The following is a 12,167-nucleotide window of genomic DNA, read 5'->3' as shown; positions in this document are numbered from 1 at the left end:
AAGACATAACGCCCGAAAACACAATCACGATAACGCGGCTCGCGGCACGACTGAGACGTCAGGACGACACGGCTCAGGACGGCCAGCTTCGCACGGACACGCGCGAGATCGGCCCCCCGGAGCGTTCGAGCACCTTGGCCGACGAGCATAGCCCAGGTTGCGGATATCGGCCACACCCGGACGAGCACACACCGGAAAACTGCGGGCCAAGCGACTGAATCTGACGCGATCGAGGTCGATCGCTAACGTCCCCGCACCGGCAGCGGCGGCCGCGGCGGTCGTGTCTCGCCGCGATAGGCCGGTCGCCGCGAAGGGGAACGGCGGGCCGGCGCGGCTGCCGGCGCATCGACTGACTGCAGATAGGTGCTCAAGGCCGACGCGGAGTCGTCGCTGCTGGTGTAGTGCTTCTGCAGGAACAAATAGAGCGTCAGGCGAAAGCGCCCCTTGGCGAGCCCACGTGCCGAGCGATGACAGGTGGCGCAGCTGTCCGCAAACAGCCGCGCGCCGGATTTGCCGGCATCGAGATCTTCCGCCTGTGCACTGCTGATGACAATCAGCAGCAGCGCGGCCGATCCAACAATCCCCAGCCGCGCCCCGGCGCGCCCGCGCGCGTGGACGCGCTCAGGCGACATCAGCCTGCGGGCTTTCCTCCGCCTGCACACCCAGCGCATCGAGATCGACCAGCGCCGGATCGTCCGGCATCGGCTCGCTCTGCTGCTGTCCGCCGCCATGGACGTGCATCAGCGTCTGCACCCGGCGCGCGTTGAGATAGTCGACGTGCTGATGCGCCAGCGCCAGCGGCAACAGGGCCTTCGGCAGCGCGGTCATGGTGAACGCGGCGACGCGCTTCACCTCCTCACCCTCACGCCAGGTCAGCGGACTCAGCGTGTAGATCATCTGACGGTCGGTCTCGGGCGCAGGCAGTTGCCTCACCTCGGGCGGCGCCAGCAGGGCCACATTGATGTTGCCGGCCCGCGTGCGGCTCGCGGCCGCGCGCAGCTCCCAGCAGATCAGCTCCGCGGCGGACAGCACCTCGCGTCGGATGTCATCGACATCGGACGCGAAGCGGCTGGCCTCGCTCAGCGCCGCACGGCCGCGCGTGACCGCATCGACGAGCGCCGCCGCACCGATCTCGAAGCGAGGAACCGCCTGCTCGATTGCGGTGGCGACGGCCTCGATGTCGTTGGCGGCGCGGTCGCGGTCGCGCTGTGCCACCGCGTCGGCGAAGGCGCGCTCCGCCAGGATGATCTGCTCGTCGCATTCGGCGACCGATGCGCGCAGCGCCTTGGCCTTCTGCTCGACCGCCTGCATCTTCGATTCGGCACGATCGAGCTGCCCGTTGCTGGCGCCTGCCTTGGCGAGCCGCTCCGCGGCGACGCGCCTCTCGTCCAGCGCCGCCTCGGCCACCCGGAGACGATCCGTCAGCCGCCGCCGCGCGGCCTGCTTGTCCTTCAGCGCACGCTCGAAGATCTCGACGGGGCTCAGCTCACGCTTGAAAAAGACCATGGCAATAATCCCTGGACGGCGGGCGCGCCGGCAACGTTGGTCAGCGGCGAATCCACTGCCGAATCATGTTGCCCGATTCTTGCGTGGAAAATGGGTCGGAAACCAGGATGAGATGCGGCACACGTTCCCCTTGACGAAACGTATCCACCGCCGGCTGCGGCCGGGCAGAGTCGAGCGAGGCCGCCGGAACGCGCGGCATATTCTAAAATTGGGATCCGATGTCAGCTCTGATGGGGACCGCGCATCATCCTCATGGCGTCCGAGATGTGGCGCCATTCGCGGGCCTCCTCGGCCTCGCCACTGGCCTCGCATTGCTGCGCCTTCTGCGCAGCTTGTGCGACAGCCGAGGCGCCGTGCACCTCGAGCATCTGCCGGGCGATCGCGTGGATCTGGACTTCAGACATCATGTCGAGCTCCTGTCGCCGGATCGAATGGTCCGCGACAACTTTCTCTACACCGATGCGTTCCGTGAGCTGGATCACTGCACGTCCGGTTCCACCGGTTCAGACTGCGCCCCGTAATTTACCTTACGTGATCAATCCGATTTCGCGCACGCCGCCGCACTGTTACTTCTGACTGAGATTCGCCGGATGGCGATTTGAGGAGACGGACATGACGCAGGTCTTCTTCCACTGCTCCAATCCCGATGAGTTCCTCGTCGATCGGCGTGGAACCGCGGTCATAGATCTCGCCGAGGCCTGTGATCACGCCGAGCGCGTCATGCATTCGCTGATCTCCTCCGAAAGCGACGAGGATTGGCGCGACTGGGTGCTGCACATTTCCGACGATCTCGGCGAGGAAATCATCGCCATGCCGTTCGCGTCGGTGCTCGGCCCGATGCATTGAACGGAGCTGCGCGCCCTGCCGCAGCGCTGAGACATTGTGTCCGCATTAGGGTTACTGGCTCCCTCACAGGTTCCGCTCCTCGCATTCTTATCGCCACATTTGTCCGCCATTTCGGCGCTGATGCGACGGAGGGGACATCTCATGACCAGACTGCTGGCGACCGCGGCCTTGGCGCTGACACTGACGGCATCGGCGGCGATGGCCGACGAGCACCGCGGCGGCGATGCCGCACTGGGCGCCTTGTCGGGCGCCGTCGTATTCGGACCGGTGGGAGCCGTTGCCGGTGCCGTCGTCGGCTATACCGCAGGTCCTTCGATCGCGCGCTCCTGGGGCTTCCGCCGCTCGCGTGCAGCCCGGTCGCAGCAGGTCCGGCGTCCAGTCAGGGACAGCCAGGCTGCGATGACCGAGCCTCAGCAGCAGCCGCAGGCCGCGCCGCGCAGCGCACCACCGCCTGCACGGACCATTGCTGTCGCTCCGCCGGCGCCGCGCGGCCCGGTGGCACCGCCGGTGCAGACACTCGAGTAGACCCGCTGGTAAATCAGTAGCCGCGGGCGCGATCGACGACGTTCAGCAACGTCTCTCCGCGCAGCAGACGCCGCGCATTCTCCGCCACCTGTTGCGCGATCACCTGCCAGGAGGCGATCGCCGCCATGTGCGGCGTCACCAGCACGCCCGGCTCGCGCCACAGCGCATGGTCCGCGGGCAATGGCTCATGCTCGAAGACGTCGAGCACGGCGCCGCGCAGATGGCCGCTGCGGAGCAGCGCGACCAGATCCTCCGTTGCCAGATGCTCGCCGCGGCTGCACAGGATCAGCGCGGCACCCTTGGGCAGCCGGCCCAGGCGCCCGGCATTGAGCAGGCCCACGGTCGAGGCCGTCAGCGGCAGCAGCGAGACCAGGATCTCCGTCTCCCCCAGGAAGTCGTCGAGCGCATCGGCGCCGCTATAGGTCCGCACGCCGGCGAGCGCCTTGGGCGAGCGCGACCACGCGCTCACCGCGAAGCCCAGCTCGACCAGACGGATCGCCGCCGCGGAGCCGAGTTCGCCGAGCCCGAGAATGCCGACCCGACGGTCCTTCGCGGCACGCTGCTCGTACCGACGCCACACGCCGTTGCGCCCATTGCTGACCACGCGATCGAAGTCGCGGTGGAAATACAGCGTCCCCCACAGCACGAACTCGGTCATGGCCGCGGAGATATCGGGATCGACGATCCGGCACAGCGGCACATCCGGCACGGTCGGATCGGACAGGATGTTGTCGACGCCCGCCGCGATCGAATGGATCAGCTTCAGCTTCGGCATCGTCGCGAGCGCGCCGGGCTCCGGCTTCCAGCACACCGCAAGCTCGGCATCGCGTGCCGCCGACTCCGGCCATGACGCGACGGTCACGCCCGGCAGCTCGCGCGCGAGCAGCGCCTGCATCGGATCCATCAGTCCGGGACGGCTGAGAAGCGCGACCGTGATCATGCCGGCCGCAGTCCGCACCATTGCGCGACGAACATCGCAATGCACAGCGTGGTCTTGCGCACGCTGTCGAGATCGACACGCTCGTCGAACGCGTGCGGACCGATGCCATAGGGCCCGTAGCACAGCGCCGGGATGCCATAGTCGACCTGATAGTAGCGGGTGTCGTTGACCGCCGTAGAGAGCCGCACGTCGAGCGGCTTCTCGAATACCCGTGCATGTACCTCGGCCAGCGCCGCCTCGGCGGCGCTGCCGGACTCGCACACCGCAGGATCGGCCTGGAAGCCGCTCCACACCAGCTCGACCGGATTCTCCGACAGGAAGCTGTCTGCGGCCTGCGCCTTCGCGAGACACTGCTCGATGCCGGCCATGGCCTGCGCCGGCGTCTCGCCCGGCAGCACGCCGAGCCGGCAATCGAGGTCGCACCAGGCCGGCGTCGAGCTCGCCCAGTCGCCGCCCTTGATGATGCCGACGTTGAACTTGATCGGATCCTTGACCGCAGCGAACCAGGCGTTCGACTTGGCACGCGCGTTGATCTCTTTCGTGTGCTCCTGGAAGGCGCGGATCAGATGCATCGCCGAGAGGATCGCATTCGTGCCGGTCTCGGCATAGGCGACGTGCACCGGCGTGCCGCGCACGCGCAGCCGGAACCAGATCGCGCCAACCTGCGCGCGGGTCAGCGTGTGGCCGGTCGGCTCCGGGATCAGGCAGGCGTCGGCCGTATAGCCGCGCATCAGAGTCGAGAGCGCGCCGTTGCCCGTGCTCTCCTCCTCGGTCACGGTCTCCAGATGGATGCGCCCGTCCGGCACGAAGCCGGCGGCCTTGATGGCATCGAGCGCGAAGATCATCGCGGAGACACCAGCCTTCATGTCCTGCGCGCCGCGGCCGATCATCCAGCCGTCGCGCACGATCGCCTCATAGGGCGGATCGTTCCAGAGATCGGTCGGGCCCTCGGGCACGACGTCGATGTGGCCCTGCAGGATCAGGCTGCGTCCCTTGCCCGCGCCGTCCAGCGTCGCCACCACCTGCTTGGAGCCGTCGAGTGCGATGCTGTCCATCGGCGCCGCCTTGGGATGGCGCATCAGGTCGACGTCTTCAAGGCTGAAGCGGTCGACCTGATAGCCGCGGGTCTCGAACTCGCCGGCCAGCCAGTCCTGCACCGGCGCCTCTTCGCCGCGCAGGCTGCGGAACTGGACGAGTTGCTGCAGGAAGGCGACCTGCTTGGCGAAGTTGGCATCAACAGCGGCGGCGAGCCGCTCCATCACGTCATTCGGCACAGCCGCCGCAGCGTCAGTCACGTCTCAAACCTCCAGCCTTCCCATTCACCTCGGCCGCGCGTCAGGCGGCCAGGCACTTCTCCAGGATCGCGAGCCCTTCGTCCACGATCTCGTCGGACGCGGTCAGCGGCACCAGAATGCGGATGGTGCTCGCGGTGACGCCGCAGGACAACAGGATCAGTCCGTTCTCGTGCGCGACGCGGGTCACGCGCTTGGTCATCTCGGAATCCGGCTCGTCGCTGCCGCGCTGCTTGAGGATATCGAATGCAACCATCGCGCCAGGACCGCGCGGCCCGGAAACCGGAACCAGGTTGTTGGCGCGCGAGAAGCGCTCGATCGCCGCGCGCAATCGGTCGCCGATCGCATTGGCGCGGTCGAGCAGCTTCTCCTGCTCGAACACGTCGAGCACGGCGAGCGCCGCCGCGCAGGCCAGCGGATTGCCGCCATAGGTGCCGCCGAGGCCGCCCGGCTCCGCGGCGTCCATGATCGCGGCACGTCCAATCACGCCGGACAGCGGCATGCCGCCGGCGAGACTCTTGGCGACGCAGATCAGGTCCGGCTGCACGTCGTAGTGCTCCATCGCGAACATCTTGCCGGTGCGGCCGAAGCCGGTCTGCACCTCGTCTGCGATCAGCACGATGCCATGGGCGTCGCAGATCCGGCGCAGGCCCCGCATCAGCTCCGGCGGCGCCTGGTGGAAACCGCCCTCGCCCTGCACCGGCTCGATGATGATGGCCGCGACCTGCGAGGCGTCGATGTCGGCCTTGAAGATGAAGTTGATGTAGGACAGCGTGTCCTCGACCGACACGCTGCTGCCGGCGATCGGGAACGGCGCGTGCCAGACGCCGGGCAGCGGCGGTCCGAAATGCTTCTTGTACGGCATCACCTTGCCGGTCATGGCGTTGGCGAGCGCGGTGCGGCCGTGGAAGGCGCCGGTGAAGGCGATGATGCCGCTGCGCCCCGTGGCCGCGCGCGCGATCTTGATCGCGTTCTCGGTCGCCTCCGCGCCGGTCGTCAGCAGGATCGACTTGGCCGGCCCCGAAATCGGCGCCAGCGCGTTGAGCCGTTCGCTCAGCCGCACATACGGCTCGTATTGCAGCACCTGGAAGCAGGTGTGGGTGAAGCGGTCGAGCTGCGCCCGGATCGCGGCAACGACATGCGGATGGCAGTGGCCGGTGTTGAGCACCGCGATGCCGCCGGCAAAGTCGACATAGCGCTTGCCCTCGACGTCCCACACCTCGCTGTTGAGGGCGCGATCAGCAAACAGCGGCGTCGCATAGCTCACGCCCCTGACGACGGCCTCGTGTCGTCGCGCCAGCAGGTCTTCGTTCGCAGCCGAAATTGCAGCCGAAATTACAGCCATGGCTCAACTCCTCGTGGGAAAAATCGAGCAGAAGGCTACGCCGAGAGCCGTCTTGATCAATCAGCTTGTTCCCGATGACAAGTGCCTGCAATGCACCAGACCCAGCGGGATGAGCGCGCGGCTACGCGGCGAGCACCTTCTTCAGCCACGCCCGCAGCGCCACGATCGCGGGCTCGTCCCAGCGCTCCCGGAGCGCGACGAGCTGATAGGCTCCCATGTGGAGTGCCGAGGGGATCACCTCGACCAGCGCACCGCTGCGCAGATCATCGGCGACCAGCACCTCGTTGGCGAGCGCGACGCCCTGGCCGAAGCGGGCGGCTTCGATGGCGAGATGCGCGTGCCACAGCCGCTGGCCGCGCAACGTGACCGGCTCCCGATACCCCGCCAGCTCGAACCATTGCTCCCATTGCGCGGTGGACTCCTCGTGGATCAGCGAGGTCCTGGCGAGGCCCGGGAGTGTCGCGATCGCCGGAAACCTTGCCAGATAGGCCGGGCTTGCGACCGGGAATACACGTGGGCGCACCAGCTCCTCGGCGACCACGCCGCCGCCCCGGTCGATCGCCTCGGCATAGACGATCTCCGCATCCGCTTCGCCGCGCTGCAGGTCGGGGTGCGCCAGCGTCGGCTGCAGATTGATGTCCCAGTTGCGCGGCGGGCCGCTCAGCTCGGGCAGCCGCGCCAGCAGGCGGCGATTGGCGAGGCCTGGAATGCACCAGATGTTCAGGGTCGGACGCGCTGCGGGACGCACCGAAATTGTCGCGCGGGCGATGATGTCGAAGGCCTGGCTGACCTCGGCATGAAACTGGCGCCCGGCCTCGGTCAGCGCGAGGCCCCGCCCCTCGGCACGCACCAGCGCCACGCCCAGGCTGCGTTGCAGATTCTGCAGATGACGCGAGACCACGGTGTGGCTGACGGCGAGTTCGTCGCCTGCGGCGCGCACGCTGCCCTTGCGGCCGACGGCCTCGAAGGCACGCAGCGCGATCAGGGAGGGCAATCGAGGTCTCGTCATGCTCGCACAGTTCTCAGCCTGCGCGATCCCCCTCCCCGCCCTCAAGCGGGAACCGCCACGATCCGTCTGTCGCGCGGCTGATGTCGGAGCGCCGGCTGCCTTGGCGGCGTCCGTTGACCGCACGAGGCGCTCCGGGCGGAGCGCCGCATCGCGGTCACGAGGGCGCTTGCGCGCGTCATGCCGCTCTTACCGTCAGCATCGGCGCAACGCCAGCCCAGAGAAAGCCACACTCGCGGGAGCGACCTCCGCGGACGTCTTAACGTGGCAAGCCGCGTCGCAAACGATCCTTAAGCCTGCGGCCATGGCAGTCCGCCGTTTGCCAAAAAGTTTCCACAATTCGACTTTGAATCGGCAGTGCTTCGAGCAGGAGAACCCCCAAGATGCGGATCAGCCAAATGATCTCCGTCGGTTCGCTGGCAGCCCTCGTCGCGACGGCCGCCCCCGCACTGGCGAAAAGCTCCCAGACGCCCAAACCGGATGATCAGGCCACATCGTCCCTGCCGTGCCGCGCCTACCAGCAGGCTCCCGACGGGACATGGATGGAGCGGCCCTGTCAGGGCCAGGGCGCAAGCGCGCCGGCGCGTCAGCGCGCGGTCACCAACGGGGCCGGCAGCGCGGAACAACGTTAGCGGACTTGTGGTTAGCGGACTTGGCACGAGAGCCGGAGCGCCTGCGCTCCGGCCTGCGCTGGTGCCGCGCTCAGTAGGGCGGCGCCCTGCGCGCCCGCTGCTCCCTGCCCGCCTCGACCCACCACAACAGATCGTCGGCAAAGCGCGGAAACGCGCGCTCCAGCGCCTGGCCGGAATCGCCGGTCGGCTTGCCGTCGGCAGATAGCGCCTGACCGATCGGGCCGACGGCAAGCGTGCTCGACACCACCACCATCCCCATCTCCGACAACGTGCCGTGCCACGCGGTGGCGGCGCGTGCCCCGGAGAGCCGGCCGGCGGAATAGCTCGCGATCGCCGCCGGACGCCAGAACCATTCCTCGAGAAAGTGGTCGGTGAGGTTCTTCAGTCCCGGCTGCATGCCCCAATTATATTCGCCGGTGACGAACACGAAGCCGTCGGCGGCACGGATCTTGGCCGCAAGCTCGGCCATGGCCGCTGGCGCCTGGCCGGGCGGATATTCCTTGTACATGCGGTCGAGCATCGGGAGGCCGACCGCCCTGGCGTCGATCAGCTCGACGTCCTGGTCCTTGGCGCGCAACCCGTCCACGACGAATTGCGCGAGCCGGATGCCCATCCGGTCGGAGCGATAGGAGCCGTAGAGGACGAGGATGCGGAAGCTCATGGCGCGTCAACTCCTGGCCGGACGATCCGCGCCAGACTACCACGCCGCACTGCCATCGAGGTCATTATGGTCACGCCGCGGATCGATCGACCGGCGGCGCGTGGTTGGCGGAAACGAGGCGTGGCACGCTCAGCGCGTCACCGTGGCCGAAGCGGAGCGCTCGGATGGCCGGCCGAACACGCTGCGGCAACCGTCGCTGAGGCTGGCGCGCTGCTTCATCATGCAGGCAATGATACGGTCCCGATCGGGAATCTCCGACGAGCACAGCCGGAACACGTCGCCGGTGCACAGCCGCCGCTGGTCGTCCTCCGTGAAGGCATGGCCCGCGCGCGGGCTGGCGACCATCGCCAGCGCAAGCCCTGCCATTGCCACATTCCAATTCCGCATCCTGAACAGATGAGTTCGCATCGCCGTCCCCAATTCGCCCGCTGTTTGTCCGGTTCACCCGCTGCTTTCGCTGATGTCGCGAAGCAGTTGCCGCCGCAGAATCAAATGATGACACGTCGCGGCGCGCCTTCAACAAGCGCTCTCGTTCCTGCACCACAATTTTGCGGCCTGTTGCATCTTCGACTCCTTTTGCGCTGCCGGCCCCCGTGAGACGCCGCCAAATTGTCATTAGGCGAACGCAATCCGGCCCAGCCGCGCTCACACTCTCACGGCGTAGTGGCGGCGTGCTGATGGTGCTTCGGACCATCACGTGTCCCGAGTTTAGGTGTGGGAGTCAGGTTCATGGCGTACACGATGGTGGCTGAGCGGGAGCAGCAGACAATCCGCAAGCAGCGCGAAAGCGCCCTCATCGTTCTCGCCAACGCACAGGTGATGGAGGCGGAAGGCTGGCAGGTCGTCATCACCGACGAGGACGGCAACAGCCTGCCGCTCGCCGAGTTCGAAGCTGGCATCTCGCAGAAATTCTCGTCCTGGTACAAGGCCAAGCAGCGGCCGGTGGTGCCCACCACCATCCCAGCCCCCAACCTGTTCTCGACGCCGGCCAATGACGACGCCGAGCCGGAGGCCATCGTGGCCGCCGAACTCGCCGCCGAGCAGGTCGAGACGGCCGAGGTCCAGGAAGCTGCGGTCCAGGAGATCGCCGAGGACGATTTCGAAACGACCGAGACCGCCAACGCTCCGACAGCCGAGAAGGCCGAGCGCGAGGAGATCGCGCTCGACGCCGCCGAGATGGCCGACTGATACTGCCGCCGCGCCGCAGCATCAGCGAGAGTCACTCGCCGCCTTCGTAGAACTGCTCCAACGGCAGCCCGACCTGGGCCTCGCCGATCCATTGACGCGCAATGATGTTGGACGGCCCCGCGCGTGCACCGCGGTATACGCATGCGATCGGCCAGCGGTGTCGACCGTAGCCACAGCGACCGCCGCATCAAAGATCAAGCCAGCCGCAGACCTTGCGCCACGATCTTGCGTCCTTGGATGGCGCGGCTTCCTTGCGCGATTGGCCTGCGCCGGGCGACTAACAAATACGCTCGCATCGCGGCTCTCGGTCGAACAACGATCATCGCAACGAAGAAACCGGCTGCCCGCCGGGCAAATCAAGCGGCATTTCCATCTGACGGCGTCGCTCCAGAGGCTGAATCGACGAGAAGAGCGATGCGCGCAGAAGCGATTTTCAGCAGGCCCATCAAGCTGATTTGGCCTGTCCAGTCCCATCGTCAGAAATATTCCGCTTTTCCTAAATCGGATTCAGTGCTTTTGTCGTGCCATCTCTCGCTCGCAAGAGCAACTGTGCTGTTGAGGTAGGCCGGCGAACGGCCGGCCTCAAGGCTGGCGCGAGACGCGCCCCCGCCTTCGGCGGCTGAAGGCCTTGACCCCGTCCGCTCGCCGTCCTGTTGGCTTGGCATGCACTCGGTCGTGGACCGAGCGCAGTGTGGCGCTCGATCAGTTCATCGCAACGCGCGGCTGCTTGGGATTCCATTTTTCGCCGCGGGCGATCATCGTGTTCAGGATGATGATCAGCTTGCGCATACAGGCGATGAGGGCAACTTTCGGCTCTTTGCCCTTGGCGATGAGGCGTTCATAGTAGGTCTTAAGCACCGGATTATGCTGCGTCGCTGCCCCGAGGCAGGGAAGGAACAGGCCGTTTCTCACCCAGCGCCGACCTCCCTTGATGTGGCGCTCGCCTCGGCGCCTGCCGCTGTCGTCGTCGTAAGGGGCAACACCGATCAGGGCAGCGGCGATCCTGTCACTCACCTTGCCGAGCTCCGGCGCTCCTGCGATGAGGAGCGCGGAGGTCATGACGGCAAGCCCCGGCACACTTTCAATGATCTCGGCGCGCTCGGCAAATTCCGGCGTCGCCTTGACCATGGCGAAGATCGCAGCCTCGAGCTTCGCAATCTGAGCCGCGAGCGTCTTCAACACCTGGGAATGGGCCTTCTGCGCCAATCCCGGCACAACATGCTCGGTCTGGTTCTGCAAACGGGTTTTCAAATCCATCAGATGCTTGCGCGCTTTCACCAGCCCCGCCAGTTCCTCGCGTGCAGCATCGTAGGTCTGGCTCGGTGCCTCGTCGAACGTCTCGGCGAACCAGGCGATCATCTCTGCGTCGATCGTGTCGTTCTTCGCCAGTCGACCCGCCGACAAGGCGAAGCTGCGAACCCGTTTGGGATCAACGATCCGCACCTCTATCCCGGCCTCGCGCAGCGCCTTGGCCCATTCGCGCTCATAGCCGCCGCTGGCCTCCATGACGGCCTTGGTCACCTTGTGCTTGCGAAGCAAGGCCACCAGCTGGCGATGCCCAAGCGAACTGCTCGGGAATGTCTGCCGTACTCCGAGTTTCCGAATGCAGCCGTCCACCTTGTCCTTGGCCACATCGATACCAGCGACACCATTTGCGATCTGTGTCATCATCCACTCCCTTCCTTGCCTTGTATGGGCTCGAAGCCCTTGCAACTGTTCGGGTTGAGGAAGATCACCGGAGCTGTCCCTCGCTCTGATACAGGCTCTGCCGCGTTTGGGGCGTACCGGGCTCAGATCCAGCGACGGGCGGTTTTGCGAGAACCGCCCGTTCGCGCATTCTGGCAGATCTGGCGTACACAAGGGGCGTATCGCGGTCGTCACGGACGTGGAGCGGGAGGAGCGGTGGACGCGATGGCAGCGCAGCGCATCTTTGCGCCGACGAACGCTGATGTCGCGTACGGTCAAGTCGCGTGGTCCTGGCATCCCGACGCTGATGCCCCCACGGTGGCGCGCCCAAAGCGCGTTGTCGTGCACGGTGACCAGAAAGCCCGGCGCACCGGGGAGCGCGCGAAGCAGCCGTTAAGATCATCGCGCGGGGAATGCCGGTTGCCCGGTTGAACCTGTGGTGACTGCCGCCTGCTTTTTTTCTGCAGGCGGGCCATGGGTGGTGTGCCGAGTATGAACGACAGCTTGGAGGTGGAAGTCCTCTATCCAGCCTGATGGCGG

General features: G+C 66.6%; 14 protein-coding genes. 4 read left to right on the top strand and 10 right to left on the bottom strand.

The window, feature by feature from the left end:
* Positions 1–242: 242 nt before the first annotated feature.
* From QX124_RS24235 to QX124_RS24225, 3 genes are all read right to left on the bottom strand, one after another.
* Positions 243–632, bottom strand: coding sequence for a cytochrome C (locus QX124_RS24235; RefSeq protein ID WP_315798492.1), 390 nt, complete (start codon positions 630–632; stop codon positions 243–245).
* Positions 622–1,506 carry a hypothetical protein gene (locus QX124_RS24230; RefSeq protein ID WP_315798491.1) on the bottom strand — a complete coding sequence of 295 codons (885 nt, stop codon included), beginning with the start codon at positions 1,504–1,506 and terminating at the stop codon, positions 622–624. The genes QX124_RS24235 and QX124_RS24230 overlap by 11 nt, the downstream gene beginning before the upstream one ends.
* Positions 1,507–1,727: 221 nt before the next feature.
* On the bottom strand, positions 1,728–1,910 hold the full coding sequence (locus QX124_RS24225; RefSeq protein WP_315775288.1) for a hypothetical protein: 183 nt from the start codon (positions 1,908–1,910) through the stop codon (positions 1,728–1,730).
* Between the two features lie 208 nt (positions 1,911–2,118).
* On the opposite strand from QX124_RS24225, the gene QX124_RS24220 reads away from it, so the two are divergent.
* Positions 2,119–2,352, top strand: a complete 234-nt coding sequence (locus tag QX124_RS24220; protein ID WP_315741140.1) for a DUF6894 family protein — start codon at positions 2,119–2,121, stop codon at positions 2,350–2,352.
* Between the two features lie 141 nt (positions 2,353–2,493).
* Entirely contained in the window at positions 2,494–2,877 is a 384-nt protein-coding gene (locus tag QX124_RS24215; protein ID WP_315741139.1) for a hypothetical protein, read from the top strand.
* 13 nt (positions 2,878–2,890) lie between these two features.
* Here QX124_RS24215 and QX124_RS24210 read toward each other — a convergent pair whose 3' ends face one another.
* From QX124_RS24210 to QX124_RS24195, 4 genes are all read right to left on the bottom strand, one after another.
* Positions 2,891–3,817, bottom strand: coding sequence for a glyoxylate/hydroxypyruvate reductase A (locus QX124_RS24210; protein WP_315798559.1), 927 nt, complete (start codon positions 3,815–3,817; stop codon positions 2,891–2,893).
* A complete protein-coding gene (locus tag QX124_RS24205; RefSeq protein ID WP_315798490.1) occupies positions 3,814–5,112 on the bottom strand; it encodes an ArgE/DapE family deacylase in 1,299 nt (432 codons plus the stop codon). The genes QX124_RS24210 and QX124_RS24205 overlap by 4 nt, the downstream gene beginning before the upstream one ends.
* A 40-nt stretch (positions 5,113–5,152) precedes the next feature.
* Positions 5,153–6,454 (bottom strand): 4-aminobutyrate--2-oxoglutarate transaminase, encoded by a 1,302-nt coding sequence (gene gabT, locus QX124_RS24200; protein ID WP_315798489.1) that lies wholly within the window; start codon positions 6,452–6,454, stop codon positions 5,153–5,155.
* A gap of 121 nt (positions 6,455–6,575) precedes the next feature.
* Positions 6,576–7,463, bottom strand: a complete 888-nt coding sequence (locus QX124_RS24195; RefSeq protein WP_315798488.1) for a LysR substrate-binding domain-containing protein — start codon at positions 7,461–7,463, stop codon at positions 6,576–6,578.
* A gap of 380 nt (positions 7,464–7,843) precedes the next feature.
* Here QX124_RS24195 and QX124_RS24190 point away from each other — a divergent pair, with 380 nt between their 5' ends.
* Positions 7,844–8,092 (top strand): hypothetical protein, encoded by a 249-nt coding sequence (locus QX124_RS24190; protein WP_315741135.1) that lies wholly within the window; start codon positions 7,844–7,846, stop codon positions 8,090–8,092.
* A 70-nt stretch (positions 8,093–8,162) separates the two neighbouring features.
* Here the strand turns inward: QX124_RS24190 and QX124_RS24185 are convergent, their stop codons facing one another.
* A complete protein-coding gene (locus QX124_RS24185) occupies positions 8,163–8,753 on the bottom strand; it encodes an NAD(P)H-dependent oxidoreductase (protein WP_315798487.1) in 591 nt (196 codons plus the stop codon).
* 129 nt (positions 8,754–8,882) lie between these two features.
* Complete coding sequence (locus QX124_RS24180; protein WP_315712310.1) at positions 8,883–9,119, bottom strand: hypothetical protein; 237 nt, start codon at positions 9,117–9,119, stop codon at positions 8,883–8,885.
* Positions 9,120–9,482: 363 nt separating this feature from the next.
* On the opposite strand from QX124_RS24180, the gene QX124_RS24175 reads away from it, so the two are divergent.
* Positions 9,483–9,941, top strand: a complete 459-nt coding sequence (locus QX124_RS24175; protein ID WP_315798486.1) for a hypothetical protein — start codon at positions 9,483–9,485, stop codon at positions 9,939–9,941.
* A 702-nt stretch (positions 9,942–10,643) separates the two neighbouring features.
* On the opposite strand, the gene QX124_RS24170 is transcribed toward QX124_RS24175, so the two are convergent.
* The gene (locus QX124_RS24170) at positions 10,644–11,609 is read right to left on the bottom strand and encodes an IS110 family transposase (protein WP_315798485.1); all 966 of its coding nucleotides are present in this window, start codon (positions 11,607–11,609) and stop codon (positions 10,644–10,646) included.
* Positions 11,610–12,167: the final 558 nt, after the last annotated feature.

Origin of the sequence: Bradyrhizobium sp. SZCCHNRI3043 (genome assembly GCF_032377735.1) — a bacterium.
GTDB lineage: Bacteria > Pseudomonadota > Alphaproteobacteria > Rhizobiales > Xanthobacteraceae > Bradyrhizobium.
Note: the sequence above shows the minus strand (reverse complement) of the source record. Positions and strands in the feature narration are given on the sequence as shown.